Origin of the sequence: Salinilacihabitans rarus (assembly GCF_024296665.1) — an archaeon.
Taxonomy (GTDB): Archaea; Halobacteriota; Halobacteria; order Halobacteriales; family Natrialbaceae; genus Salinilacihabitans; species Salinilacihabitans rarus.
In genome coordinates this window covers 2,609,464-2,634,255 of the sequence record NZ_CP100762.1, presented here as the reverse complement: position 1 = coordinate 2,634,255, position 24,792 = coordinate 2,609,464, and the positions used below count along the sequence as shown (strand labels likewise).

Sequence of the window (24,792 nt, the reverse complement as noted above, 5' to 3'; positions counted from 1 at the left end):
GGCAAAGAAGTAGCGCCCCGAGTCAGATGGGTTCGAGGCGGCTCGTCTCCTCGTCAGACCAGTCGTAGAAGTGCCGGTCCGTCGTCCGGAGGACGTCGACGCACTCGTTGTACCGCTCGCGGGCCTCGTCGACGCGCGGGTCGTCGGGGTTCTCCTCGATCCACTCGCGTAGCTCCTCGAGCGCCGCCGGCGAGTAGGTGTCCATCCGGTCCTGGTGGCGCAGGATCTCCACCTTGCGGCTCTCCTGGCGGAGCGTCCGCGTCAGCGCCCAGCCGGCGACGCCGTAGAAGGCGAGCAGGGTGAACGCGAGCATCGCGAGGACCTCGGCGGTCAGCGCCATCAGTCGTCACCTCCGGCGGGTTCGGCCGTTCCGGGCCTGTCGCGGCCTTCGAGTACCGACATCAGCGCGTAGCCGATGAGCGGGAACGTGACGAGCACGACCATGCCGCCGATCATCTCGGGGGTGCCGTACTCGTCGTAGGCGAAGTACGCCACGATGAACAGCATCACCGCGGGGATGACGTACTTGATCAGCGGGTCCCACCACGGGCCGACGTAGACGCCGGCGTTGCGGTTGACCGACAGCACGCGCAGGCGCTCGGGGCCGAGTTTCCAGCCGATGACGCCGATGATCGCCAGCGTCGCCAGCGGCAGCCCCCAGTTGCCGAAGACGAAGTCGAGGTAGTCGAGGACGTCGACGGAGTAGGCACTCGGGATGCCGAGCAGCCAGATGCCCCCGCAGACGACGAGGACGGTCTGGATGCGCGAGAGGCGGGTCTCCTCGGAGAGCGTCGTCACGCTCACCTCCGTGATGAGCAGCCCCGAGGTGTACGTCGCGAGGAAAAAGCCCACGAAGAAGAAGACGGCGACGACGCCGCCGAGGGGTATCTCGGGGAACACCTGTACGAGCGAGATGAACGTGAGGTTCGCGCCCTCGTCGGGTTCGAGGCCCGTCGCGAACACCACCGGGAAGATGGCGAGCGCGGCGAGAATGCCGATGCTCGACTCGCCGACGGCGGTGAACACGCCGCCGCCGAGGGGCACGTCGTCGTACTCGCGGAGGTAGCTACCGATGGTGAGCGCGATCCCCCACCCGAGGCCGGTCGAGAACAGCGCCTGTCCGAGTGCCGTGATCCACGTGCTGCTGTAGGTGAGGTACTCCCACTCGACGCCGAAGACGAACGCGATCCCCTCGGTCGCCCCCGGCAGGGTCAGTCCCCGGACCGTCATGACCAGCAGCGACAGGACGAGCGCGGGCACCGCGTAGACGACCAGCCGTTCGACGCCGCGGCGGATCCCCAGCGCGAGCACCGCCGCGATCGACCCCATCACGACCGTGTGGAGCCCGATCATCAGGGCGGGGTTCTCCAGCAGTCCCTCCCAGAACGCGGTCGGGTCGAAGCCGCTCCCCGTGAACGTAAACAGCAGCGAGTGGATCGCGTAGTACAGCGTCCACCCGACCACCGGCGAGTAGTACGACATCAGCGCGACGTTGACCAGCAGGACGACGACGCCGAGGCCGACCAGACCGCCGCGGCCGACCACGTCGCGGAACGCGCCGATGACGCCTTTCCCCGTGTACCGCCCGAGCGCGACCTCGGCCATCAGCCCGGGCGCCGCGAGCAGGAACAGCAGCGTCAGGAACGCGAGGATGAACGCGCCGCCGCCGTTGTTCCCGGTCACGTACGGGAACCGCCAGATGTTCCCGGCGCCGACCATGGCGCCGATCATCGCCATCAGGAACCCGAACCGGGTCCCCCACTCGGCACGGGCCGTTTTCGTGGGTGCGTCTGCCATCGTGGGATCACGCCGGGGAGGTCGACGCCCACCGTCGTATAACTGCGGTATTCGCTAGCTCTGCACACGGCTGAAATAATTTGGTTCGACCGCCGCCGATCGACGCCGAGAACCGGGAGCCGCCGGGGCGCTCTCCGCGTCGTCTTCGGTCTCACCCTCGGCGCCGACGAGGAGGTCCTCGCCGCTGTCGCCGTACTGGGTCTGGTCGTCCGTGCGCTCCTCGTCTTCCTCGTCCGCGTTTGCGTCCGTCACGGCTCTCACGCGGGGATGGCGTCCATGTCGAACTCCTCGGTGAGCGCTTTCAGCTCGTCGAGGGCCGCCTGTTCCTCCCGCAGGTTCTCCTCGAGGAGGTCGGCCGCGTCGTCCATGCCCAGCTGAGCCGCCAGCGGGAAATCGCGCCAGTCCGCGACGGCAGGCGCCGACAGGGGTGTCGCTACTCGCCGTCGTCGCCCCGTGCCCGCTCGACGCGTGCGGCGTGGTCCTCGAGGTCGGCGGCCAGCGTCCGGGCCTGCTCGGGCGTCAGCCCGAGGTCGGTCACGTGCGCCGGCAGGTTCGTCTCGGTCATGTTGTCGAGTTCGACCCGCAGGCGCACCCGGTCGGGGCTCTCGCGGTCGGCGGTCGCGTCCACGACGGCGAACGTCGCCTCCTCGAAGTCGTGGCCCGTCGCGACCGCGTCGACGAGGTCGAGGGTCGTGTGGGCGGTGACGCGCATCAGTCGGTCGGCCATGGCAAGGGGGAGTCCCCGCGCGCACTTCAGGGCCGCGACGGCGACAATTCGAACCGCCGCACCCGGGAGACCGAAACCCCGACGGCGGCGAGGAGTCACCCTCGGCTCAGTCGTCCGTCGGAAGCGACGTCCCGTCGGCGCTCGCGGGCGCGGGGCTCGCCTCCATGGCGTCGTCCTCGGCGTAGGGGTACCACGTCCGCTTCGTGTTGTGCATGTACGGGTCCTCGTAGTCGGTCTCCTCCGGTTCGACGAGGGCCGCCAGTTCCTCGTCGTCGCGGGCGGCGACGAACTCGCGGAACGTCTCGTCGCCGGCGCGTTCGGCGGCGAAGTTCTCGAGCAGGTTCCGTATCGCGCCCGGCACCTCGTCGGCGGGGACGCGCTCCGTCACCCACGAGGCGAACTGCGGGTCCTCGCCCAGACCGCCGCCGAGACCGATATCGAGGGCCTCGACGGGGTCGCCGTTCTTGCGCGCCTTCATCCCGCGCAGGGAGACGTCGGCGATCTGTGGCTGGGCACACGACGCGGTACAGCCGGAGAGGTGGACGTGAAAGTCCGCGACGCCCTCGGGGAGGTCGACGTTCTCGACGAGCCAGCGCGAGAAGCGCACCATCCGGTTTTTCGTCTCGACGATCGACAGCGAGCAGAACTCGGTGCCGGTGCAGGCGATCGAACCGCGCTGGAACGGGTGGGGGTCGGGGCTGTAGCGGTCGAGCAGGGATTCGGCGAGGAGGTCGTCGAGGTTCCCCCCGGGGACGTCCGTGAGGATCACGTTCTGGCGCTGGGTCAGGCGAACCTCGCCGGAGCCGTACTCCGCCGCCAGCGCGGCGAGTTCGACGGCCTCCTCGGCGCCGATGCGGCCGACGAGGACGTTCAGCCCGACGTAGTAGTTCCCGTCGACCTGCTCGTGGACGCCGACGTGGTCGCCCTTGCCGTCGCCGCCGGCGTTGTAGCTGTACGACGAGCGCAGGTCCTCGCCCGCCGGTTCGAGGTCGAAGTCGACGTACTCCGCCCGGAGCACCTCGCGGACCCGCTCGGGGCCCCACTCGTCGACGAGGAACTTCATCCGGGCGGCGTAGCGGTTCTCGCGGTTGCCGTGGTCGCGAAAGAGCGCGGAGATGCCGCCGGCCACGTCGACGGCCCGTTCGGGCGTGACGAAGACGTCGATATCCTTCGCGAACCGGGGCTCGTTGCGCGCGAGGCCGCCGCCGACGCGGACGTTGTAGCCTCTCACCCGCTCGCCGTCGACTACCTTCTCGGCGGGTTCGAACGCGAGGTCGTTGATGTCGCCCTGACCGCAGCCCTCGTCACAGCCCGTCACCGACACCTTCCACTTCCGGGGGAGGTTCGAGTGCGCCTCGTTGCGCTTGAACGCGTCGTGGAGCTCCCGGGTCAGCGCCAGCGCGTCGACGTGCTCGTGTTCGTCTTTACCCGCGACCGGACAGCCGACGATGTTGCGCCAGGAGTCGCCACAGGCCTGCACGGTCGAGAGGCCGGCGTCCGCCAGCGCGTCGAAGATCGCGGGGACGTCCTCGATGCGGATCCAGTGGAGCTGGATCGCCTGCCGGGTCGTCACGTCGAGCCAGCCGTCGCCGAACTCGGGGTTCTCCGCGGGCCCCGTCGCGTACTCGCGGGCGAGTTCGGCGACGGCGCGCAACTGCCCCGGTTCGAGGACGCCGTTCGGCGGCCCGATCCGCATCATGAAATACGACTCCTGACCGGCGCGCTGGTGGTACAGGCCGTACCACTTGAAGCGCTCGAACCACGCGTCGCGCTCGTCCTCGGGGATCGACTCCCACCCGCGCTCCGCGAACCGCTCGACGTGCTCGCGGATCGCCGTCCCGTAAACCTCGTCCTTCCACGTCTCGACGTCGCTTGGCATCGATGCGGACGGCTACGGCGGGATCGGGTAAACCGCCGCCCGTCGCGTCAGTACTCCCCGGTGCTCCCGCCTCGCGGCCGTTCTTGCCGCGCCGCGTTACCGGGTGGGCCCACACGGCGACCGGACGCCGCCGGGGTCGTACGGCGCGAACTCGCCGTCGACGATCCGCCCGACCGCCAGCCGGTCGACCGAGCCCTGCCGCCCGCAGTCGAGACACCGCCCGACCGCCCCGGCGACCACGACGGCCCCGTCGACGCCCGCGTCGGTGAAGCCTTCGACGAGGACGTACGCCGGTTCGCAGTCGCAAAACGGCCCCCGCGAGAGCGTCCAGACGTCGCTGACGCCGACCTCGCGGGCGTCGTCGACGCTGATCCACGCGCCGTCGTCGAGCGTCCGCAGGGAGATGGCCATGCACCCGTTTTCGCGCCGGGCGGCGTCGGTCCGTCGGCCCGCGCAATCCTTACCGCTCGCGCGACGCCGCGCCGCGACAAAACCGCACGACTGCGACGCGACCCGCCGCCGGAGCGGGGTCCGGGATAGCGGCGAGGCTTTCCGCGAGGGGCGAGTCGGGGTAGCCATTGCACCCGTAGCGGCGCTTATCCCCGCTCCTGTGCAAGGACCGGCCATGTCAGACGCCACGAGGAACCGTCGCGGCTCGCGCCAGCACGCTTCGGCCGACGTCGCCCCCGAACTGTACGAAGCGGAGGACCGATGAGCGACGCCGGCCCCGAGCGCCGCGCCGCCCCCGACGGCGACGAACGCGCCGAGGAGGAGGAGGCAGAACGCGACGACGACCACCTGGACGACGTCGCGGTCGGCGCGGGCTGTACCGAAATCTGGGAGCACCTCGCGGAGCGGCGCGACGAGTGAGCGCCCTCGCCCCGGACGGGAAACGTCGCCGGAGAGGAGAGCTTTTTGGCGTCGAGCGCCCAACCGACGTGAAATGACCGACGACCGTCCCGGCCGACGACGGGCAGGCGAGGACGACCGGGACCGGGACTGCACGGTCCCCACCGACCGCGAGTCGCCCGTGGGCACGCCGGTGATCCGGGGCGACGAGTCGGTCACCGGCAGCCGCGCCCGCGAGGCCGTCCAGTTCGACCCGGCCGACCCCGAGAGCCTCGCCGAGGCGGCCCGGACCGTCGCGGAGTTCGCCGCCGGCGGCGGCGACGACGACCACCTGTTCATGCTCCGGGGCGCGGCCGGCTGTGCCGCCCTCGTCCGCGGGGAGGGGTCGTACAAGGCCGCCGCCGAGCGCGCGAGCGCCGTCGTCGACGACGGCGAGCCCGTCCCCGTCTCGTTCATCCGCAAGTGGGCCCGCGTCCACGACCTCCCGCGGTCCGTCCGGCGGCAGGTCGCCCTCGGCACCATCGCCCCCTCCGCGGCGAAGCACATCGCCCGCGTCGGCGGGGCGGACCGCCTCCTGCTCGCGTGGGCGACCCTCGACTGTGACCTGACCGTCCGCGAGGTGCGCCGCGTGGCCAGCGCCGTCAACGACGGCACCCCCATCGAGCGCGCGCTCGCCGACCGCGGCGTCGTCCTCGGCCGACTCGAACTCACCCTCCCGGCGGCGACCTACCGCGACCTGCGCCGGCAGGCCTCCCTCGAGGGCGTCGACCCCGACGTGATCGTCGCCGCGGCACTCGACGCCTACCTCGACTGACCGTCAGCCGTCGCGTTCGAGAAACGTCGTCGCCGCCCGCGAGAGCACCTCACCCGCGAGCAGCACCTCCTCCCAGTCGACGCTCTCCTCCGGGAAGTGCGCCCGATCGACGCTGCCCGGCCCGAACACCACCGCCGGGACGCCGGCCTCGACGAAGTGGCGGTTGTCCGCGCCGTAGGTCGCCCCCCGCGGGGCCGTGCCGTCGAGGCCGACCGCCTCCATCCCCGATCTGACCGCCCGGACGACGGTCTCGTCGGGGTCTACCTCGGCGGGTTCGAACTGGATGGAGAACCGCTCGAACGTCGGCGGATGCGCTTCCAGCCACGGGTCGTCGGCGACGACCTCGGCGAAGCGCGCCTCGAACTCGCGTTCGACTTCGGCGACCGTCTCCCCGGGCGCGACGCCGATCCGGACCTCGGCGACGAGTTCGTCCGCGACCGACGACGCCCACCGGCCGGCCTCGACCCGCCCGACGCAGACCGGCCACGGAACCGGGTACTCCTCGTACAGCGGATGGGTCACGCGCTCGCCCCGCTCGCGTTCGAGGTCCGCGAACGCCCGCCGGATCCGCTCGAAGTGCGGGAGGACCGACTCGCCGCGCCAGCGCGAGGCCGCGTGCGCGGAGCGACCGTCCAGTCGCAGCCGCGCCATCAGGCTCCCCTCGGTCGCCGTCACCGGCCGCAACTCGGTCGGCTCGGCGACGATCGCGGCGTCGCGTTCGAACGGATACGGGCTCTCCAGCGTCGCGGCCGCCGTCCCGACGCCGCCTTCCTCCTCGCCGACGACGCTCTCGACGACGAGTCGTCCGTCGAGGTCCGTCGCCGTCTCGGCTACGTGCCGGGCCGCGAAGAGACACGCACCCAGACTGGCCTTCATGTCGGCCGCCCCCCGGGCCGTCAGTCGGTCGCCGTCCCACCGGGGTTCGAACGGGTCGCCCTCCCACCCGCTGCCGGCCGGAACGACGTCGACGTGCCCGTTCAACACGAGCGTCGGCCCGGCGTCCGGGTCGCCGAACTCGCGGACGCCCGCGACGCTCGGCCGCCCCTCGGCGTCGATGGCGTCCGGGTCGTCCGGAAACGACGGGTGGGCCGCAAGCGTCGCCGGGTCGGCCTCCCACTCGTAGGTCTCGAAGCCGTACTCCCCGAGGCGCTCGCGCAGCCACCGCTGGGCGTCGGCTTCCGCGCCCGCGACCGTCTCGAACCGGCACAACCGTTCGACGACCGATCGTAACTCGTCGTCCCAGCGCGTCGCGAAGTCCATACCGAAACCGAGGGGGCACCCGCTCAAAACACCGCGGGAAAAGAAACGTTTAACCGCGACTCGCCAGAAGTGCCTACCGTAGGGCCGGTAGCTCAGTCCGGCAGAGCGTCTGGCTTTTAACCAGACGGTCGCGTGTTCAAATCGCGCCCGGCCCGCTTTCTGCAACGAACTGGTGAGCGCAGCGAGTGGAGGCTCGTGAGAACGGGTTCTCACGACGAACGCGCGCGAAGAGCGAACCGACGGCTACCGCACCCGTTCAGCCGCGGACCGGCATGAACGCGAGTCCGAGCAGCACGACGACCGTCAGCACCGACAGGACGACGACCCACCAGAGCCCGGAGATGCGGTCGTGGAACTCCTCGACCGCCTCGTGGTCTTGCTCGAAGCTCTCGACGTCCTCGGTGAGGTAGACCTGATCGGCCGACGGGAAGTAGACGCCGAACTCCTGGTCGCCGACGGCGACTACCTCGCCGTCCTCGAGGTCGTAGGTCGTCGACTCCTCGCCGCGGTACTCGACTGTCACCGCGTCCCCGCTGATCTCGGTGACGTTCCCCTCGACTTGCGCTTCCATCTCCTCGCCCTCGTAGAACTCGACGCCGTCGCCGACCTCGAGGGTCCGGCCGTCGATCTCCTCGAACTCCGTAACGGGGACGAGTTCGGGGTTCTCGCCGTCCTCGACGACGACGTAGAGGCCGTCGTCGCGCTCGACGGTCTCGTACTGCTCCTCGTCGTAGTCCCCGACCAGCGTGAACGACTGCGGCTGAGCGCCGTCGGTCTCGTTTCCGCCGTCGGTCTCGTTGCCCTCGGCACCCTCCTGGGTTTCGTTGCCGCCGTCGCCCGCGGCCTCGCCGCCCTCGCCGTCGCCTTCAGTTTCGTTGCCGGCAGTTTCGTTACCGCCGGTCTCGTTGCCGCCCGCCTCGTCGCCCTCGCCGGGCTGGTTGATCAGTACCGTGTACTCCTCGCCTTCCTGGAGTTCGACCGTCCCCTCGTCTTCCCACTCGGCCTCGAGGACCGCCGAGTCGTTGACGAACTCGATCGTCCCCGTCCCCTCGGACAGTTCGGAGACGTTGTACGTCTGGTTTCCGATCGTCGGCTGGTCGCCGGCTTCGAGCTGGTAGTCCGCTTCGGACTCGTCGACGGTCACCTCCGGGGCCTCCGCGGTCGCGATCACCCCGTAGGCGCCCGCGGCCACGACCAGAAGGAGCACGGCGTAGACGAGCGCCGCTCGAAACTGCATACGTAGCCAGTCGGTCGCGGGCCGTAAAACGGTTATCCGCGTATCAGGACCTGAACGTCTCGATACCGTGATTTTCGCCGCTCGTGACGGACGGGTTCGGCGGCGCCCGGCGGACGCCCGGCCGGCGTCGGTATCGTCGCGCGAACGAACCGCCGGACCGGCGAGGGAAGGCGGCGCTCACTCGGTCCCCTCGCCGACTGCCGGCGTACCGGAGGCGACGCGCCGTTCGACGAAGCCGGATTCGCGAGAGGGGCGCCCCGTCGACCGCCGACACCGGAGATATGGCGCAGAAGCCATAAGGCGGTCGGCCGTGTTGAACCGTACCATGGGGACGGCTTCGTCGAGGGCCGGGAAGGAGTTGAGCGAGGACGAAGTTCGCGCGATGCTCGCGTCGAACCACCACGGCGTTTTGAGCATGGGGGCCGACGACCGCGGCTACGGCCTCCCGATGACGTACGGGTACGACGAGGCGGACGACCGCCTCGTCCTCGGGTTCGTAAGCGCCCCCGACAGCAAGAAGCGTCGGTTCGTCGCCGCGGCCGAAGAGGTGACGCTGACGGTCTACACCTACGAGGACGTCGACTCGTGGCGGAGCGTCGTGGTGACGGGGACGCTGGAGTCAGTCTCCGAATCCGAGGTCTCCGGCCACCTGGCGCCGCTGTTCTTCGTCGAGGAGGACGAGGCGACGGGCGAGCGCCGGTTCGTGGAGTTCGGCGAACTCGAACGGGAGTGGTACGAATTCCGGATCGACGACCTCTCCGGCCGGCACAGCGGCTGGCCGGAGGACTGAGCCGAGAGCACGCCCCGGTCGCCCGCGGTCGCGGGCCGCGTCAGGACACCCGTCGAGGAAGTCCCGAGGCCGGTCGACGTAGGCGTCGGCCGGTCGGCCACGACCCAGTGGCCCGCCCAGTCCGACACTCGACTCCCTGAAACTCGTCTTCAGCGCTGCCGAGGGGTTTGCCTGCAGTCCTGTAACGATCGACGAGGAGATGGCGCTTCGAAAACACTGAAAGTAGCACACGGGATCGGACGGATCGACTCCCTGTCGAACCGTCCGAGAAACTGAGACCCGTTCGGGCACGGTCACCCCCCGACGACGGCGGCGATCCCCGCGCCGACCCAGTAGGCCGCTACCGCCACCGCGAGCCCGACGCCGAGGAGCGCGTAGTTCGCGATCGGGTTCGCCGCCCGACACACGCCGAGCGAGTAGTGGCGACCGTCGGCGAACGGCCGAACGCCCATCGGCGTGAGCGCGTCGGCGCCGAGGTGGCTCAGGACCGCGACCGCGCCGAGGGTGAACCCGAACGCCGCCAGGGCGATCATCCCGAACGGCCCACCCGTTGCGCCTACCACCCCACCGAGGGTACCCGTCACGACACCGACCGCCGCCGCGAAGTAAACGGTGTGCGTCGGCCCGCGGTGGGACACGTTCGGCAGGCGCACGTCGACGTCCGGGAGCATCGACAACCCGACGACGACCACCGCGCCGCCGACGGCCGCGGCGTCGAATCCGAGAGCGACGACGACGGCGCCGACGGGGCTGTACGCGAGCAAGGCGGCGCCGTAGTGGCCGGACTGGTGCATCGGTAGTATTGAAAATACCGTCAGATGATAAGAGTTGCCCGCTGCAGACGAGGCAAGCAGGGAAGAGAGTGACAATCTCAATTCCTGCTCGACAGATACAAGAACAGTTCGCCGAGACTCCGGAGAAACGCGCCACCGATGACGAGGAGACTCCCACCTGCAACGATCAGGGCGATTCCCATGGCCGCCGGGGCTGGCGCCGATCCTGGCGACTGGCTCTCCGTGAGTACAGCGATGGCAAAAATGACCGCCAGACCGGCCACGACTGCGACGACTTCGATCCCCCGAAGCAGCGCGTACCACGGACGTTCAGAGACACGGAAGGTCGGTACAGCAGGGTCGTGCCGGCGGAACAGGCCGGTCAGGGTCTCGTATGCAACGATGACGACGATGAGCAGCCCAACGAGCGGTACCAGGATGAACCCCAACAGTCCGTGATACGAACTGTACTGAACGGAATAATCCACTATTCCGGGGATTACCGCTCCAGCGATGAGGACGAGTTTGCTCACCTGGAGGGCAATAGCGCCTTCGAACTCCTGGACCATATCAGTCAGTAATTGCCGTACGATAAAATACCTCGTAGCCTGCGGTGTACTCGTCGCAGACGGTGGGCCTCCCGTGTTTCGGGTAGTGGATCACGACGTCGGCGGTGCAGCCGAACGCTCCGCAGAACGGGCCGACCCCGTCGCTCGCGGAACTCACGCTGAACACCTCCCGGGTCCGACTGCAGAAGCTGGAGCTGTCGCTATCGCGAGAGAGAATTCATTACAACGTCGGACGTATCGGAAACAGGAGTGTGAAACGCGTCGGGGCACGTCTGACCCTTCCAATCCGATTGGATTGTGAGGGTTTGATGTAAGCCAAGGGCCGGATTTGAACCGGCGGTGGGCGGCTCTGCAGGCCGCTGCGTTCGGCCGGACTCTGCCACCTTGGCGCAGTCGAGCGTAATCGCTCCGCTCGTTTAAGCGTAGCGGTACGACGCCGATGGCGTCGCTCCACGCTGTAAATACGAAAACCCCACACAGCGAGTGCTGTGTAGGGTGTGGATGAAGTATGAATGGAGGCGGCGAATCGGATTTCCCAGAGGGTCTCCCACTCCAGTACTGACCGAAACGCAGGCGGGCTTATCTTCCGTGTTCGGGATGGGTACGGGAGTAACCCCGCCGCTGTGGCCGCCTTAACGCCGACTCGCGGAATCGAACCGCGATACGCCATCGTCGGTGGATCGACCGTGTGTTCGTGTAGTCCAGTTAGCGCCTGGACCCGTTTCCGGGTACAGATCCATGCGAAATGAATGGTGGCTCGACCTGTTAGTGCTCGCGGGCTCAACACCTCGTTGCCTCGGTGCGTACACCCCGAGTCTATCGAACTCGTCTTCTACGAGTGGTCTCAGTGGTACCTCTTTTTCAGGTGGGTTTCGAGCTTAGATGCGTTCAGCTCTTACCCCGTGGTGCGTAGCTGCCCGGCACGTGCCCTTTCGGACAACCGGTACACCAGTGGCACCCATTCGTAGTTCCTCTCGTACTATACGAACGTTCCCGTCAGGTACCGTAACACCCCCAATAGATAGCAGCCGACCTGTCTCACGACGGTCTAAACCCAGCTCACGACCTCCTTTAATAGGCGAACAACCTCACCCTTGCCCGCTTCTGCACGGGCAGGATGGAGGGAACCGACATCGAGGTAGCAAGCCACCCGGTCGATATGTGCTCTTGCGGGTGACGACTCTGTTATCCCTAAGGTAGCTTTTCTGTCAGCAATTGCCCGCATCAAGCAGGCTAATTGGTTCGCTAGACCACGCTTTCGCGTCAGCGTCGGTTGTTGTGCCCGACACTGTCAGGCTTCCTTATGCTCTTGCGCTCTTTCTCGGGTCTCCGACCCGAGTGAGGAAACCTTGGGGCGCGCTCGATATCTTTTCAAGCGCGTACCGCCCCAGTCAAACTGCCCGGCTACCGGTGTCCTCCTCCCGGAGTGAGAGTCACAGTCACCATCGGGTAGTATTTCAATGATGGCTCGGCGGCCCGCTAGCGCGGGTGCCTGTGTAACGCCTCCTACCTATGCTGCACAATGGCGACCATGTCTCAGCGACAGCCTGCAGTAAAGCTCTATAGGGTCTTCGCTTCCCCTTGGGGGTCTCCAGACTCCGCACTGGAATGTACAGTTCACCGGGCCCAACGTTGGGACAGTGGCGCTCTCATTGATCCATTCATGCAAGCCGCTACTGAAGCGGCAAGGTACTACGCTACCTTAAGAGGGTCATAGTTACCCCCGCCGTTAACGGGTCCTTCGTCCCATTGTACTGGGTGTTCAGATACCCGCACTGGGCAGGATTCAGTGACCGTACGAGTCCTTTCGGATTTGCGGTCACCTATGTTGTTACTAGACAGTTGGAGCGCCCGAGTCACTGCGACCTGCCCCTTTGCAGGGCAGGCATCCCTTATTGCGAACGTACGGGACTAACTTGCCGAATTCCCTAACGTCGGTTATTCCCGACAGACCTTGGCTTTCGCCGCCACGAGTACCTGTGTCGGATCTCGGTACGGACGGTGTGCTCGTCTTTTCACGGGCTCCAGGTTGACCCAACTTGCGCTATCCCGCCGTTCGTTCGCTTCGTGCCATTACGGCTTCCACGAACTTTGACGGTTCGACCGGGCGAATGCCCGGCTTGGGCGGCCCCAAAGCGTCGACTTTTACTGCACACCGGCACAGGAATATTAACCTGTTTCCCTTTCGTCCTGCTCGAATTGCGACAGGACTTAGGACCGGCTAACCCTCAGCTGATCAGCATTGCTGAGGAACCCTTACTCGTTCGGCCGTCGGGGTTCTCACCCGACTAACGCTGCTACTATGACCAGGATTTTCTTCACCGCACGGTCCACACGATCTCTCGACCGTGCTTCCACCCGAACGGAGTGCCAACCTACTGGATCGCGGTGTGATCCGCGCCGCCAGGTCTCGGTGGTGGACTTGAGCCCCGATCATTTTCGGCGCCCCGAACCTCGGCCGGTAAGCTGTTACGCTTTTCTTAGAGGGTAGCTGCTTCTAAGCTCACCTCCCGGCTGTCTAGGGCTCGGGACCACCTTCGATCGCACTTAGTCCACACTTGGGGACCTTAACCCAGCTCTGGGTTGTCTCCCTCACGGTACACAGGCTTACCCCGCGCACCGGACTCCCTGCGTCGACGGCGTCCGTAGGTTCGGAGTTGGACAGGGAGGCTCACTCCTCTCGGAGTGAGGTCTCCCAATCCGTCGCTCTACCCCACGGACTACCTCGGCAGAGGTCATGCTTCGACATGTTTCGGTTGGAACCAGCTGTTTCCGGACTCGATGGGCCTTTCACCCCTAGACGTAGGTCACGGGAGGGTATTGTAGGACACCAACCCTAACGGGCCTCCACGTGGCTTTCGCCACGCTTCACCCTGCCCACGCCTAGATCGTCCGGTTTCGGGTCGTGCCCGTTTGACTCCCCGCGCTTGAACACGGCGGCCCTCGCAGAAGCTGCGGCCATGTCGGTTTCCCTACGCCTTCCCCGATGATCGGGTTAGACTCGTCAAACAGGCACACTCCCTGGTTCGTTTTTCAAAACGTACGACGGAACTCCGGCTCCCCGAGATTCCTACTGGAGGCTCGCGCCTCGGTCGTTTCTCTCGGAGCCTTGTAAGCCCCGTCGCTCTATCGCCAACTGATTTCACGCCCTATTGCACCTCCCTTCTTGGGGTGCTTTTCAGCGTTCGCTCACGCTACTTGTTCGCTATCGGTCTCGAGGAGTGTTTAGTCTTCGCGGTCGATGCCCGCGAGATTCACGAGGGATATCCAACCCCCGCTACTCTGGAGCTGACGCACATCGTACTGACCCGCAATACGGGGCTGTCACCCTGTATCGCACTCCGTTCCAGAAGACTTCTTGCGGGATTTCCGATGATGAGAGTCAGTCCGAACACCACATTGCCCGAAGGCTTCGGTTTGGACTGTGTCGGGTTCACTCGCCGTTACTAACGACATCGCGTTTGCTTTCTTTTCCTGCCGGTACTAAGATGTTTCAATTCCCGGCGTTCCCCATTGCGCGAAGCAATTGCGGTGGGGATTCCCATTCGGAGATCCTCAGTTCTTCCCCTCCGTGCGGGTCCCTGAGGCTTATCGCAGCTTGGCACGTCCTTCATCGGCTCTCGAGCCGAGCGATCCACCAGCTGGCACAGTAGCCACGTTCGTCGGATCTGAGTGACCCGGGAACGGGTCCAGTGGACGCCTGGACTACACGTACACACGGTCTCATCTGCAGCGCCAGTAGACGGCTGGCGTGCATTAACCCTTCCCACCCACGCTTGCGCGGGGTGGTGCATCGGTTTCGTTCGGGATCGGATCGTTGCCCCGTCACCCACTTAAGGGGATCGGTTCACGGTCGTCACCCGAGAGATGGACCCACTGGGATTCGAACCCAGGGCATCCTCCTTGCAAAGGAGGCACTCTACCACTGAGCTATGGGCCCACCCCCTCTCGGGGGCCAAACGTTAGCCTTGACAGTTCAAAGGTGCCCGATCGGCCGGCTCGGCGGTCGATCGAACGCGGATGGGCCGGGGCGTCGCCCCGGTCCCGGTCTGTGGAGGTGATCCAGCCGCAGATTCCCCTACGGCTACCTTGTTACGACTTAAGCCCCCTTGCGAAGCCCAGATTCGACCGGCGTTACGCCGGCCTCATCCGGACCTCACTCGGGTGCTTTGACGGGCGGTGTGTGCAAGGAGCAGGGACGTATTCACCGCGCCCTTCTGAGGCGCGATTACTACCGAATCCAGCTTCATGAGGGCGAGTTTCAGCCCTCAATCCGAACTACGACCGAGTTTAGGAGATTAGCGCCCTCTTTCGAGGTGGCATCCCACTGTCTCGGCCATTGTAGCCCGCGTGTCGCCCAGCACATTCGGGGCATACTGACCTACCGTTGCCCGTTCCTTCCTCCAGTTTGGCACTGGCAGTCCTCCTAATGTACCCAACCACCACAAGGGTGTTGCTGGCAATTAGGAGTGCGGGTCTCGCTCGTTGCCTGACTTAACAGGACGCCTCACGGTACGAGCTGACGGCGGCCATGCACCTCCTCTCAGTAGCTCCAGTAAGCTCATCACACTGACCTTCACGGCTACTGTCGGTGCTGGTGAGATGTCCGGCGTTGAGTCCAATTAAACCGCAGGCTCCTCCGGTTGTAGTGCTCCCCCGCCAATTCCTTTAAGTTTCATCCTTGCGGACGTACTTCCCAGGCGGTCTGCTTCACGGCTTCCCTACGGCACAGCACTGGCTCGTAGCCAGTGCCACACCTAGCAGACATCGTTTACAGCTAGGACTACCCGGGTATCTAATCCGGTTCGTGACCCTAGCTTTCGTCCCTCACCGTCGGATCCGTCTTCCTGAGGCGCTTTCGCCACCGGTGGTCCGTCCAGGATTACGGGATTTCACTCCTACCCCAGACGTACCCCTCAGGTCTTCCGGTCCCAAGCCGAACAGTTTCCGCCGGACGCCCGCACGTTAGGCGTGCGGATTTCCCGACGGACTTGATCGGCCGGCTACGGACGCTTTAGGCCCAATAATAGCGGTCATCACTCGGGCTGCCGGTATTACCGCGGCGGCTGGCACCGGTCTTGCCCAGCCCTTATTCGTGTACCACCTTACGGTACACAAAAGCGAGGACGATATGCCCTCGCACTTGGAGTCCCCTTATCGCACTGTCGTGCAGTGTAAAGGTTTCGCGCCTGCTGCGCCCCGTAGGGCCCGGAATCTTGTCTCAGATTCCGTCTCCGGGCTCTTGCTCTCACAACCCGTACCGATTATCGGCACGGTGGGCCGTTACCCCACCGTCTACCTAATCGGCCGCAGCCACATCCTCTGGCGCCGGAGCGTTTCGAGCTCGAGCCAGTTCCAGGCATCGAGCCGTATGCGCCATTAGCCTCAGTTTCCCGAGGTTGTTGCGCTCCAGAGGGTAGTTTGGCCACGTGTTACTGAGCTATTCGCCACGAGTCTGAACTCGTACGACTAGCATGGCTAAATCGGACTCCAATAGCAATGACCTCCGGCAGGATCAACCGGAATGCTATTCCCCGGACGAGCCGGGGAGGTTTGGCGGTGAATGTAGGTACACACTCACACTATGGGTCCGCGTTCGGTGACCTGATCGAGTAGACCGATCGGGCGTCACCGAACTGTCAAGGCTAACATCAGATTCCATCTGTACGGCGGACCGCAGGGGTGGAATCCTCATTTCCTTCGGACTTCTTTGTAGGCCATCAGGGGTATATAACCCCTTCGGACCGAGTCCGAGACGACGGAGCGAGTCGAACGCCCCGTCGATCACGCGTTCTTTGCGTTTGCATCCGAGTGCCCTTATACACTTAAGGGCTTCGGATCCGAGCCGGCCCGAAAGTCGCATCCGGGTCGGCGACCACGTGCCCCGAGATACGCGCCCCATTCATATAAGGGCGTCGTATCCAGTTCGGGGCAAAGAGACCGGCGAAGCCGACCTCGGTCGCGTTCGAATCCGAATCGTCTCGAACACTTAAGGGCGTCGGATCGATCCGACGTGAGACGTCCGAGACGGATGCATCGTGCCTACCTCCGTGCCGGGGAACGGCCGGAGGGAACGTGGCGGCGTGCGCCACGTCGTTCGCATTAGAGACGAGTGCCCGGTTAGTATATAAGACCGTCGAACCGAGGGCGTTTCGGACCCCGATACCATGCCACGGTTTTCCATCCGCCAATCGGTTCGATGACACTAATAAAGCTGCCGGTGGCTCCGGTCGAGGACCGACGGTCGCAGAACGTGTCGCGCGGGCGGAGGTCGATCGGTCATCCCGCCCGTTGCGGACCCGGTCTGATCGAGTGGTACCCGCGCGTCCGCCCATTCGGGCGTGCACGCGTAAAGTGTACGCTTTCGCGAACGGCCGCCACCCGACCCGGCAGTGTCCGGGCCAACGAACGTCCGCCTCGGGGCGGTACGACCCCGCGGGATGGTCACCGACCCAGTTTGCGGGCGCGCCGTCACCCCGCAAGACACCGAGATTCGGTCGCTGAAAGGCGGCGAGACGTACTCCTTCTGCTCGATCGACTGCCGCGAGCGCTTCGAGGAGAACACCGAACGTACCTGTCGTGACCGAACCGGCACCGTGTGGGCGCCCCGGACGCGGCGACACCGATGCCGATAAATCGGCGGCCTGAGAAGACAGGTACGAATGGTCCGGGACCCGATCGCTTCGAAGTCGGATCCGTCGGCCGAGGAGATCTGCTCCGCGCTCGACGATCCCGACTGTCGGGAGATCATCCGGCATCTGGACGAACCAATGACGGCTTCCGAGCTCACCAACCGGTGTGATATCCCTCAATCGACGCTGTACAGGAAACTCGAGCTGCTCACCGAGTCGACGCTCATCGAGGAGTCGACCGAGATCCGGCGGGACGGCCACCACGCGAGCAAGTACTCGATCGCGTTCGAGGAGGTGACGATCTCCCTCGACGAGGACCGGTCCCTCTCGGCGACGATCGATCGCCCCGCCCGGACGGCCGATCAGCGCCTCGCCGACCTCTGGTCGGAGGTGAGAAAGGAGACATGAGTCCCCACGGATTCACCGAGACGGAGATAGCGATCGCGCTCGCGGTGGTCAAGACGCTCTCGCTCATCTTCGGCGGCCTGATCACGTACTTCGCGTTCAAGGCCTACCGCCGCACGCGCCAGCGCGCTCTCGGCTACCTGTCCGCGGGGTTCGGCCTCGTCACCCTCGGCCTCGTGCTCGCCGGCCTGCTCTACGAACTGCTAAACGTCGAGCTCTCGGTGGGCATCCTCCTCGAGAGCCTGCTGGTTCTCGCCGGCTTCACGATCATCGCGTACTCGCTGTACGTACAGTAACCGCCGAACGGGCCGAGGATCCGCCAGTGTCGTCGCCCCCGCGGGATCTCCGACCGCACCGATCAGCCCTCGACGCCGGCATTCGCCACGATCTCCGCGACTCGTCGGTCTCTTCCCGCTTCGTTCTCGACCGTCCGGAACCGGCGGCCACGGGTGTGGAACGCGTGGGACCTGGCCCGCGTTGACGACGTGGAGCCGAACCGTCTCGCCCTCGCTCACGATCGGCGGCGAGCGGAGTTCGGGGTGGAACGCCGTGGGGCGCCGCGACCGTCGACCGGGTAGAGGGGCGGCGAACGTCGGCGGTGCCGTAGTCGGCGGCGCCGCCCCACTCACGCGTCGTGTGGAAGGAAGCGAGAAGGAGGTCGTTTCGCCCGAACGGCATCGGGGAACGATCAGCGGTTCAGCGTGTGGATCGCCCGCCCCAGCGCGTTCTCGGCGGCTTCCATCACCGACTCGGCGAGCGTCGGGTGGGCGTGGACCGTCTCGGCGACGTCCTCGAGGGTCGCGCCGAGTTCGATCGCGAGGCCGAGTTCGGCGATCAGTTCCGACGCCTCGGGGCCGACGACCTGCGCGCCCAGCACGAAGCCGGCGTCGGCGTCGGCGACGATCCGGACGAACCCCTCCGCGTGACCGGTCGTGAGCGCGCGGCCGCTGGCGCGGAAGGGGAACTTGCCGGTGACCGTCTCGAAGCCCTGCTCCTCGGCCTCCTGCTGGGTCATCCCGACGGTACCGATCTCGGGTTCGGTGAAGACGGCCGCTGGCATCGCCTGGTAGTCGATCGCCGACGGCTCGCCGGCGATCACCTCCGCGGCGACCTGCCCCTCCATCGACCCCGTGTGTGCGAGCATCGGCTCGCCGGCGACGTCCCCGATGGCGAAGACGTGCTCGACGTTCGTGCGCGCGCGGTCGTCCGTCGGGACGAAGCCGCGCTCGTCGGTCTCGACGCCGGCGTTCTCGAGGTCGAGCGTCTCCGTCACCGGCGTCCGGCCGACCGCGACGAGGACCTTCTCGGCGTCGATTTCGAGGGGTTCCTCCTCGGCCTCCCGGGCCTGCGCGCCGCCGTCGGTGGCCGCTTGCGCCTGCCCCGCCGGCTCCGTGACCACGCGGATGCCGTCGCCGTGTTCGTACCACTTCGTCGCCGTCCGCTCGAAGTGGAACTCGACCCCGAACTCCTCGGCGCGCTTCTTGACCGGGCGCGCGAGGTCGTCCTCGTAGCCCGGCAGGACGTCCTCGAGCATCTCGACGACCGTGACGTCGGTGCCGAGTTTGGCGAAGACCCCCGCCAGTTCCATCCCGATGTAGCCGGCGCCGACGACGACCAGCGACTCCGGGATCGATTCGAGCGCGAGCGCCTGCCGGGAGTTGAGCACGGGGTCGTCGTCGTACGAGAAGTTGGGGATCTCGATCGGCCGCGACCCCGTCGCGACGACGGCGTGCTCGAACTCGATCGACTCCGAGCCCTGGCCCTCGCCGCCGTGGGAGACGCGGGCGGTGTGCTCGTCGGCGAAGTGGGCCTCGCCCTCGATCAGGTTGACGCCGTTTGCCTTGCACAGCTTCTCGACGCCGCTTGTCAGCTGGTTCACGACGTCGTCCTTCCAGCCGACCATCCCCGAGAGGTCGACCGCGGGGTCGGCGTGGACCCCCATCTCCTCGGCGTGGGCCGCCTCGTGGGCGACGTTCGTCGCGGTGATCAGCGCCTTCGAGGGGATACAGCCGTGATTGAGGCAGGTCCCCCCGTAGGCCTCCTTCTCGACGAGCGTTACGTCCAGATCGAGCTGGCCGGCGCGGATCGCGGCCACGTAGCCCGCGGGACCCGCCCCGATCACCAGCACGTCCGTTCCGGTTGCGATGTCTCCGACGACCATCTATTCTAACAGTAGCAGTTCGGGGTTTTCGAGGTACTCCATCACCTTGTTCGTAAATCGGGCGCCCTCCGCGCCGTCGATCAGCCGGTGGTCGAACGACAGCGAGAGGGTCATCACCGACCGCGGCTCGATGGACTCGTTCCCGTCCTCGTCCGTGACGACCCGCGGCTTGCGCTTTATCTCGCCGACCGCGAGGATGCCCGCCTCGGGGTAGTTGAGGATCGGCGTGGCGTACTCGCCGCCGATGCCGCCGATGTTCGTGATCGTGAACGTCGACCCCCGCAGTTCGTTCGGACTGATCGAGCGCTCGCGGGCCTTCTGGACGAGTTCGTTCATCTCCGAGGAGAGCTGAAGGAGTCCCTTCCGGTCGGCGTCCTCGACGACGGGCACCATCAACCCGACGTCGGTCGCGGTCGCGACGCCGACGTTGTAGTAGTTCTTGTAGACGATCTCCTCGTTCTCGTCGTCGATCATCGCGTTCATCTGGGGGAACTCCTTCAGCGCCGCGATCGCGGCCTTCATGATAAACGGCATGTACGTCAGGCCGATCCCCCGCTCCTCGGCGACGGGCTTGAGCCGTTCGCGCGTCTCGACGAGTTTCGTGACGTCGACCTCGTCGTGGTGGGTGACGTGGGGCGCCGTGTACTTCGAGCGCTCCATCGCCTCGGCGATGGTCCGCCGGACGCCCGTGAACGGCTCGCGGCGTTCGCGCTCGGCGGGTTCCTCGCGGCCCGCCAGCGCCGCCGCGTCGGCCTCCTGGGCCCGCCGCTGGGCCTCGGCGTACTCGCGGACGGCCTCGGGCGTGACGAACGCCTCGCCGTCGCGCTCCTCGGCCGCCGGAACGGCGTCGATGTCGACGCCCTCCTCATCGGCGATCCGCCGGGTCGCGGGCGCCGCGAGCGTCCGGTCGCGGTCGGCCGACTCGACCTGCGGGGCCGCCGTCGTCTCCGTCGACGCGGGAGCCTGCGCCGCGCCGGCATCGCCCGCCTCGCTCGCGGGGTCGGCGGCTCCGGCGTCGGCTTCGGCGGCCGTCCCGCTCGCGCCGCCCTCGGCGGCGGCCCGGACGTCGCCCTCGGTGATCCGGCCGCCGGGGCCGCTGCCCTCGACGGTCGAGAGGTCGACGCCCTCCTCGCGGGCCAGCCGTCGCACGCGCGGGGGCGCGAAGACGCGGCCCTCGGGGGTGGCGACCTCCTCGGACCCCGCTTCGGCGCCGCCCTCCTCGGCTTCGGGCTCGCCGGCCCGCTCGTCCGATTCGGCGGGTTCGGCTTCCGCCGGCTCCTCGCCTTCCACGTCGAACGTGACGATCACGTCGCCGACGGGCACCATCTCGCCCGCCTCGGCGCGCAGTTCGCGGACCGTGCCGTCGACGGGCGAGGGGACCTCGACGAGGGCCTTGTCCGTCTCGACCTCGGCGACTGGCTGGTCCTCGCTGACGGCGTCGCCGGGTTCGACCAGCCACGAGACCAGTTCGCCCTCGGCGACCCCCTCGCCGACGTCGGGGAGTTTGAACTCGCGAACCATGGTCAAAACTCCATCGCGTCCCGGATGCCGTCCTCGATGCGGGCGGGTTCGGGCAGGTAGTAGTCCTCGAGCGCGTACAGCGGGAACGGCGTGTCGAAGCCGGTGATCCGCTCGATCGGCGCCTCCTGGTAGAGCAGCGCCTCCTCCTGGATGGTGGCGGCGATCTCGGCGCCCATCCCGCCGGTCTTCGGCGCCTCGTGGACGACGGCGCCGCGGCCGGTCTTCTTGAACGACTCGACGATGGTGTCGACGTCCAGCGGCGAGACCGTCCGGAGGTCGACGACCTCGACGTCGACCTCGCCGTCGAGGTTCTCGGCGGCTTCGAGGGTGGGCCGGGTCATCGCGCCGTAGGTGAACACCGAGATGTCCGAGCCCTCGCGGCGGACGGCGGCCTCGCCGATCGGCACCTCGTAGGGTTCCTCGGGCACCTCGCCGCGGAAGGCGCGGTAGATGAGTTTCGGTTCGAGGAAGACCACCGGGTCCGGCGAGCGGATCGCGCTCGTCAGCAGCCCCTTCGTGTCGTACGGCGTCGAGGGGATGACGACCTTCAGCCCCGGCTGGTGGACGAACATCGCCTCGGTCGACTCGGAGTGGTGCTCGGGGGCGCGGATGCCGCCGCCGTAGGGGGCGCGGACGACCAGCGGGCAGGTGAATCGACCGCGCGAGCGCGTGCGCAGGCGCGCCGCGTGCGAGACGATCTGGTCGAACGCCGGGTAGATGAACCCGAGGAACTGGATCTCGGGGACGGGTCGCAGCCCGTAGGCGGCCATCCCGATCGCCGTGCCGACGATGCCGGACTCGGCCAGCGGCGTGTCGATCACGCGGTCCTCGCCGAACTCCTCGTAGAGGCCCTCGGTCGCGCGGAAGACCCCGCCGTTCTTCCCGACGTCCTCGCCCATCACGACGACGTCGTCGTCCCGTGCCATCTCCGTGGCCAGACCGTCGCGGACCGCCTGGACCAGCGTCAGGTTCTGCGTTTCGCCAGTTCGTTCGGTTTCTGCTTCTGCGGCCATGGTCAGTCCTCCAGGAGTGCGTCGTCGCCGTACTGGTCGCGAATGGTCCGGAACCACTCGATCTGTTCCTCCAGCCTGCGGGGCATCCCCGCGTACACGTGTGCGAAGATCTCCTCGGGTTCGGGGCGCTCGACCGCCTCGGCGGCGTCGATGGCGTCCGCGACCCGCTCTTCGATCCGCGACTCGATCGCGTCGACGCGCTCGTCGTCGAGCATCCCGTTCGAGCGCAGGAACGTCTCCATCCGCGGGATGGGGTCTTTCTGCTTCCAGCGTTCGACCTCCTCCTCGTCGCGGTAGACCGACGGATCGTCGGCGGTCGTGTGTGCCCCGAAGCGGTACTGGACCGCCTCGATCAGCGTGGGCCGCAACTCGTCGCCGTCGGGATCTTTGGCCTTCTCGACGGCGTCGCGGGTGACCTTGTACACCGCGAGCGGGTCCATCCCGTCGACCTGCACGCCCTCGAAGCCGTAGGCGCGGGCCTTCTGGGCGATCGTCTCGCTGGCGGTCTGGCGTTCCCGGGGCACCGAGATGGCCCACTGGTTGTTGTTACAGAAGAACACCGCCGGGACGTCGAAGACGCCGGCGAAGTTCAGCCCCTCGTGGAAGTCCCCCTCCGAGGTGGCGCCGTCGCCGAAGTAACAGAGGAACGCCTTCTCCTCGCCTTTGAGCTTCGAGGCCCACGCCGCGCCCGTCGCGTGTGGGATCTGGGTGGCGATGGGGACGGCGACGGTGAAGATGTTCGCATCCTCGGGGACGGCGTTGCCCGTCTCGTGGCCCATCCAGTACAGCAGGGTGCGTTTCAGCGAGAGTCCCCGGACGAGTCCCGCGCCGTGTTCGCGGTAACTCGGGAAGAGCCAGTCGGCCTCGCCCAGCGCGTGGGCGCTGCCGATCTGGGCGCCCTCCTGGCCCGATAGCGGCGGGTACGTCCCCATTCGACCCTGGCGCTGGAGACTCACCGCCCGCTGGTCGAAGTGACGGGCCAGGCGCATCTGTTCGTACATCTCGACGAGCGTCTCCTCGGAGAGGTCCGGTACCTCCGCGCCCTCCCTGACGCGACCCGCGTCGTCGAGAACCTGTACGCGGTCCTGGGGGTCGTACTGTAACGTGCTCACGGGTATACCCACCTTCGCATATCCTAACGGTCTATCGCTCGCGTTAAAGGATTTTCGTAAATAGTTTACTATCGAAACGATTCTTGCACGGCTATCATATGGGCGTGGATAGTTCCGGCAGGGAATCGACCGTTCGTGCCCCGATCGTGCAGTCTGTGAACGTACGGCCACAATAACCAGAAACGATAGTCGGATACTGGACGGGCGGTCACCGCCGGGACGCGAGGCCGACCGCGTCAGTCGCCGTGGACGCCCGAGGCGTCGCGGGCGCGTTCGCGGGCCGCCTCGACGCTCTCGCCGTCCCGGAGCACCGCGTCGACGAACAACTCGCCCGCCTTGTACGACGACCGGACCATCGGCCCGCTGGCGCAGTAGAGGAAGCCGAGTTCCTCCTCGGCGACCCGCCGCCAGGTCTCGTACTTGTGGGGGTGGTCGTACCGTTTCACGTCGAGGTGGCGACGGGAAGGCTGGAGGTACTGGCCCAGCGTGACGATGTCGACGCCGCGTTCCCGGCAGTCCGCGAGCGTCTGGTAGACCTCGTGGTCGTACTCGCCGTGGCCGAGCATGATCGAGGTCTTCGTGTAGACGTCGGACTCGCGGTCGACCTGTTCGAGCACCGCGAGGCTCTGCTCGTAGCCCGCCCGGCGGTCCCGGACCGGGAACTGCAGGCGCTCGACGGTCTCGACGTTGTGCGCTATGACGTCGGGTTCGGCGTCGATGATCTTCCGGACGAGCCGTTGCTCGCCCTGAAAGTCCGGGATCAACACCTCCACGAGGATGCCGGGGTGGCGGCGCTTGATCTCCCGGATCGTCTCGGCGAAGTGGCCCGCCCCCTGATCGGGGAGGTCGTCGCGGTCGACGCTCGTGAGCACGACGTAGTCGAGACCGATCTCCGCGACGGCGCTCGCGACGTTCGCCGGTTCGTCCGGGTCGAGCGGCTCCATCCCGCCCGTCTGTACGTCACAGAAGTTGCAGGCGCGCGAACAGCGGTCGCCCATCAGCATGAACGTGGCCGTCCCGCCGTCGCCGGACCCGCCGTCCCGGCCCGACCAGCACTCGCCGAGGTTCGGGCAGTTCGCCTCCTCGCAGACGGTGTGGAGGCCCCGTTCGCGCAGCGTCTCCCGGATGCCGGCGAACTCCCGCCCCGACGGCGGCCGCATCTTCAGCCAGTCGGGCTTTCGTGCGCGACTCATACCCGAACTCTCGGCCGGTCCGGTGAAAAACCGTGTGGTTAGTCCGGCCGAGCGCGTCCA

The 24,792-nt window shown here is 66.8% G+C and carries 22 protein-coding genes, 3 tRNA genes, 3 rRNA genes and 1 pseudogene; 7 read left to right on the top strand and 22 right to left on the bottom strand.

All coding sequences use genetic code 11. The features are described from left to right. Nucleotides 1-22: 22 nt before the first annotated feature. The 7 genes and pseudogenes from NKG98_RS13745 to NKG98_RS13715 all read right to left on the bottom strand — a co-directional run bounded on the left by NKG98_RS13745 (nt 23) and on the right by NKG98_RS13715 (nt 4,814). On the bottom strand, nt 23-340 hold the full coding sequence (locus NKG98_RS13745) for a DUF8026 family protein (protein ID WP_254766479.1): 318 nt from the start codon (nt 338-340) through the stop codon (nt 23-25). Beyond that, nucleotides 340-1,797, bottom strand: a complete 1,458-nt coding sequence (locus NKG98_RS13740; protein ID WP_256558419.1) for a sodium-dependent transporter — start codon at nt 1,795-1,797, stop codon at nt 340-342. The genes NKG98_RS13745 and NKG98_RS13740 overlap by 1 nt, the downstream gene beginning before the upstream one ends. A 54-nt stretch (nt 1,798-1,851) precedes the next feature. Next, the gene (locus NKG98_RS13735; RefSeq protein WP_254766478.1) at nt 1,852-2,049 is read right to left on the bottom strand and encodes a hypothetical protein; all 198 of its coding nucleotides are present in this window, start codon (nt 2,047-2,049) and stop codon (nt 1,852-1,854) included. Between the two features lie 5 nt (nt 2,050-2,054). Next, nucleotides 2,055-2,186, bottom strand: a pseudogene (locus NKG98_RS13730) (DUF892 family protein); the annotation flags it as partial. A 44-nt stretch (nt 2,187-2,230) separates the two neighbouring features. Continuing rightward, nucleotides 2,231-2,524 (bottom strand): DUF6360 family protein, encoded by a 294-nt coding sequence (locus NKG98_RS13725; protein WP_254766477.1) that lies wholly within the window; start codon nt 2,522-2,524, stop codon nt 2,231-2,233. Nucleotides 2,525-2,630: 106 nt separating this feature from the next. Continuing rightward, complete coding sequence (locus NKG98_RS13720; protein WP_254766476.1) at nt 2,631-4,403, bottom strand: nitrite/sulfite reductase; 1,773 nt, start codon at nt 4,401-4,403, stop codon at nt 2,631-2,633. 96 nt (nt 4,404-4,499) lie between these two features. Further along, the gene (locus NKG98_RS13715; RefSeq protein WP_254766475.1) at nt 4,500-4,814 is read right to left on the bottom strand and encodes a DUF8134 family protein; all 315 of its coding nucleotides are present in this window, start codon (nt 4,812-4,814) and stop codon (nt 4,500-4,502) included. Between the two features lie 300 nt (nt 4,815-5,114). Here NKG98_RS13715 and NKG98_RS13710 point away from each other — a divergent pair, with 300 nt between their 5' ends. Together NKG98_RS13710 and NKG98_RS13705 are read left to right on the top strand one after the other, a co-directional pair. After that, nucleotides 5,115-5,273, top strand: a complete 159-nt coding sequence (locus NKG98_RS13710; protein ID WP_254766474.1) for a hypothetical protein — start codon at nt 5,115-5,117, stop codon at nt 5,271-5,273. A gap of 73 nt (nt 5,274-5,346) precedes the next feature. After that, nucleotides 5,347-6,066 (top strand): DUF7119 family protein, encoded by a 720-nt coding sequence (locus tag NKG98_RS13705; protein WP_254766473.1) that lies wholly within the window; start codon nt 5,347-5,349, stop codon nt 6,064-6,066. Nucleotides 6,067-6,069: 3 nt separating this feature from the next. Here NKG98_RS13705 and NKG98_RS13700 read toward each other — a convergent pair whose 3' ends face one another. Further along, on the bottom strand, nt 6,070-7,326 hold the full coding sequence (locus NKG98_RS13700) for a M20/M25/M40 family metallo-hydrolase (RefSeq protein ID WP_254766472.1): 1,257 nt from the start codon (nt 7,324-7,326) through the stop codon (nt 6,070-6,072). 81 nt (nt 7,327-7,407) lie between these two features. Between NKG98_RS13700 and NKG98_RS13695 the strand changes: the two genes are divergently transcribed. Beyond that, nucleotides 7,408-7,481, top strand: a tRNA-Lys gene (locus NKG98_RS13695). A 101-nt stretch (nt 7,482-7,582) separates the two neighbouring features. Here the strand turns inward: NKG98_RS13695 and NKG98_RS13690 are convergent. Beyond that, nucleotides 7,583-8,563, bottom strand: coding sequence for a hypothetical protein (locus tag NKG98_RS13690; RefSeq protein WP_254766471.1), 981 nt, complete (start codon nt 8,561-8,563; stop codon nt 7,583-7,585). Between the two features lie 325 nt (nt 8,564-8,888). Here NKG98_RS13690 and NKG98_RS13685 point away from each other — a divergent pair, with 325 nt between their 5' ends. Continuing rightward, on the top strand, nt 8,889-9,353 hold the full coding sequence (locus tag NKG98_RS13685) for a pyridoxamine 5'-phosphate oxidase family protein (protein ID WP_254766470.1): 465 nt from the start codon (nt 8,889-8,891) through the stop codon (nt 9,351-9,353). 293 nt (nt 9,354-9,646) lie between these two features. Here NKG98_RS13685 and NKG98_RS13680 read toward each other — a convergent pair whose 3' ends face one another. The 8 genes from NKG98_RS13680 to NKG98_RS13645 form a co-directional block, all read right to left on the bottom strand. After that, entirely contained in the window at nt 9,647-10,147 is a 501-nt protein-coding gene (locus tag NKG98_RS13680) for a metal-dependent hydrolase (RefSeq protein WP_254766469.1), read from the bottom strand. A 77-nt stretch (nt 10,148-10,224) separates the two neighbouring features. Beyond that, nucleotides 10,225-10,695, bottom strand: coding sequence for a hypothetical protein (locus NKG98_RS13675; protein WP_254766468.1), 471 nt, complete (start codon nt 10,693-10,695; stop codon nt 10,225-10,227). 1 nt (nt 10,696) lies between these two features. Next, nucleotides 10,697-10,852 (bottom strand): hypothetical protein, encoded by a 156-nt coding sequence (locus NKG98_RS13670; protein ID WP_254766467.1) that lies wholly within the window; start codon nt 10,850-10,852, stop codon nt 10,697-10,699. A gap of 156 nt (nt 10,853-11,008) precedes the next feature. Further along, nucleotides 11,009-11,084, bottom strand: a tRNA-Cys gene (locus NKG98_RS13665). A 124-nt stretch (nt 11,085-11,208) separates the two neighbouring features. Next, nucleotides 11,209-11,330: ribosomal RNA gene (rrf, locus tag NKG98_RS13660) — 5S ribosomal RNA — on the bottom strand. A gap of 112 nt (nt 11,331-11,442) precedes the next feature. Next, a 23S ribosomal RNA gene (locus NKG98_RS13655) occupies nt 11,443-14,357 on the bottom strand. A 206-nt stretch (nt 14,358-14,563) separates the two neighbouring features. Beyond that, nucleotides 14,564-14,635: transfer RNA gene (locus tag NKG98_RS13650), tRNA-Ala, on the bottom strand. A 112-nt stretch (nt 14,636-14,747) separates the two neighbouring features. Beyond that, nucleotides 14,748-16,221: ribosomal RNA gene (locus NKG98_RS13645) — 16S ribosomal RNA — on the bottom strand. The 16S, 23S and 5S rRNA genes sit together here with 2 tRNA genes alongside, the layout of an rRNA operon. Before the next feature lie 914 nt (nt 16,222-17,135). Here NKG98_RS13645 and NKG98_RS19125 point away from each other — a divergent pair. From NKG98_RS19125 to NKG98_RS13635, 3 genes are read left to right on the top strand one after another with little or no spacing between them, the layout of a single operon-like run. Further along, nucleotides 17,136-17,330 carry a YHS domain-containing protein gene (locus NKG98_RS19125; RefSeq protein ID WP_425504412.1) on the top strand — a complete coding sequence of 65 codons (195 nt, stop codon included), beginning with the start codon at nt 17,136-17,138 and terminating at the stop codon, nt 17,328-17,330. A gap of 27 nt (nt 17,331-17,357) precedes the next feature. Continuing rightward, the gene (locus NKG98_RS13640) at nt 17,358-17,735 is read left to right on the top strand and encodes a winged helix-turn-helix domain-containing protein (RefSeq protein WP_254766466.1); all 378 of its coding nucleotides are present in this window, start codon (nt 17,358-17,360) and stop codon (nt 17,733-17,735) included. Next, a complete protein-coding gene (locus NKG98_RS13635) occupies nt 17,732-18,028 on the top strand; it encodes a DUF7521 family protein (RefSeq protein ID WP_254766465.1) in 297 nt (98 codons plus the stop codon). Before NKG98_RS13640 ends, NKG98_RS13635 begins: the two co-directional genes overlap by 4 nt. A gap of 392 nt (nt 18,029-18,420) precedes the next feature. On the opposite strand, the gene lpdA is transcribed toward NKG98_RS13635, so the two are convergent. From lpdA to lipA, 5 genes are all read right to left on the bottom strand, one after another. Then, nucleotides 18,421-19,893 carry a dihydrolipoyl dehydrogenase gene (gene lpdA / locus NKG98_RS13630; RefSeq protein WP_254766464.1) on the bottom strand — a complete coding sequence of 491 codons (1,473 nt, stop codon included), beginning with the start codon at nt 19,891-19,893 and terminating at the stop codon, nt 18,421-18,423. Next, the gene (locus NKG98_RS13625; protein ID WP_254766463.1) at nt 19,894-21,414 is read right to left on the bottom strand and encodes a dihydrolipoamide acetyltransferase family protein; all 1,521 of its coding nucleotides are present in this window, start codon (nt 21,412-21,414) and stop codon (nt 19,894-19,896) included. A 2-nt stretch (nt 21,415-21,416) separates the two neighbouring features. Next, nucleotides 21,417-22,427 carry an alpha-ketoacid dehydrogenase subunit beta gene (locus NKG98_RS13620; RefSeq protein WP_304612840.1) on the bottom strand — a complete coding sequence of 337 codons (1,011 nt, stop codon included), beginning with the start codon at nt 22,425-22,427 and terminating at the stop codon, nt 21,417-21,419. 2 nt (nt 22,428-22,429) lie between these two features. Then, entirely contained in the window at nt 22,430-23,539 is a 1,110-nt protein-coding gene (gene pdhA / locus NKG98_RS13615) for a pyruvate dehydrogenase (acetyl-transferring) E1 component subunit alpha (protein WP_254766462.1), read from the bottom strand. A gap of 236 nt (nt 23,540-23,775) precedes the next feature. After that, the gene (lipA, locus tag NKG98_RS13610; protein WP_254766461.1) at nt 23,776-24,732 is read right to left on the bottom strand and encodes a lipoyl synthase; all 957 of its coding nucleotides are present in this window, start codon (nt 24,730-24,732) and stop codon (nt 23,776-23,778) included. Between the last annotated feature and the right edge of the window lie 60 nt (nt 24,733-24,792).

Excerpts from the sequence above, each read along its gene's own strand:
- NKG98_RS13675 (WP_254766468.1), bottom strand. The coding sequence starts at position 10,695 with ATGGTCCAGGAGTTCGAAGGCGCTATTGCCCTCCAGGTGAGCAAACTC.
- NKG98_RS13620 (WP_304612840.1), bottom strand. The coding sequence starts at position 22,427 with ATGGCCGCAGAAGCAGAAACCGAACGAACTGGCGAAACGCAGAACCTG.
- NKG98_RS13680 (WP_254766469.1), bottom strand. The coding sequence starts at position 10,147 with ATGCACCAGTCCGGCCACTACGGCGCCGCCTTGCTCGCGTACAGCCCC.
- NKG98_RS13700 (WP_254766472.1), bottom strand. The coding sequence starts at position 7,326 with ATGGACTTCGCGACGCGCTGGGACGACGAGTTACGATCGGTCGTCGAA.
- NKG98_RS13685 (WP_254766470.1), top strand. The coding sequence starts at position 8,889 with ATGGGGACGGCTTCGTCGAGGGCCGGGAAGGAGTTGAGCGAGGACGAA.
- NKG98_RS13725 (WP_254766477.1), bottom strand. The coding sequence starts at position 2,524 with ATGGCCGACCGACTGATGCGCGTCACCGCCCACACGACCCTCGACCTC.
- NKG98_RS13715 (WP_254766475.1), bottom strand. The coding sequence starts at position 4,814 with ATGGCCATCTCCCTGCGGACGCTCGACGACGGCGCGTGGATCAGCGTC.
- NKG98_RS13720 (WP_254766476.1), bottom strand. The coding sequence starts at position 4,403 with ATGCCAAGCGACGTCGAGACGTGGAAGGACGAGGTTTACGGGACGGCG.
- lpdA (WP_254766464.1), bottom strand. The coding sequence starts at position 19,893 with ATGGTCGTCGGAGACATCGCAACCGGAACGGACGTGCTGGTGATCGGG.
- NKG98_RS13635 (WP_254766465.1), top strand. The coding sequence starts at position 17,732 with ATGAGTCCCCACGGATTCACCGAGACGGAGATAGCGATCGCGCTCGCG.
- NKG98_RS19125 (WP_425504412.1), top strand. The coding sequence starts at position 17,136 with ATGGTCACCGACCCAGTTTGCGGGCGCGCCGTCACCCCGCAAGACACC.
- lipA (WP_254766461.1), bottom strand. The coding sequence starts at position 24,732 with ATGAGTCGCGCACGAAAGCCCGACTGGCTGAAGATGCGGCCGCCGTCG.
- NKG98_RS13710 (WP_254766474.1), top strand. The coding sequence starts at position 5,115 with ATGAGCGACGCCGGCCCCGAGCGCCGCGCCGCCCCCGACGGCGACGAA.
- NKG98_RS13745 (WP_254766479.1), bottom strand. The coding sequence starts at position 340 with ATGGCGCTGACCGCCGAGGTCCTCGCGATGCTCGCGTTCACCCTGCTC.
- NKG98_RS13705 (WP_254766473.1), top strand. The coding sequence starts at position 5,347 with ATGACCGACGACCGTCCCGGCCGACGACGGGCAGGCGAGGACGACCGG.
- NKG98_RS13640 (WP_254766466.1), top strand. The coding sequence starts at position 17,358 with ATGGTCCGGGACCCGATCGCTTCGAAGTCGGATCCGTCGGCCGAGGAG.
- NKG98_RS13690 (WP_254766471.1), bottom strand. The coding sequence starts at position 8,563 with ATGCAGTTTCGAGCGGCGCTCGTCTACGCCGTGCTCCTTCTGGTCGTG.
- NKG98_RS13740 (WP_256558419.1), bottom strand. The coding sequence starts at position 1,797 with ATGGCAGACGCACCCACGAAAACGGCCCGTGCCGAGTGGGGGACCCGG.
- NKG98_RS13625 (WP_254766463.1), bottom strand. The coding sequence starts at position 21,414 with ATGGTTCGCGAGTTCAAACTCCCCGACGTCGGCGAGGGGGTCGCCGAG.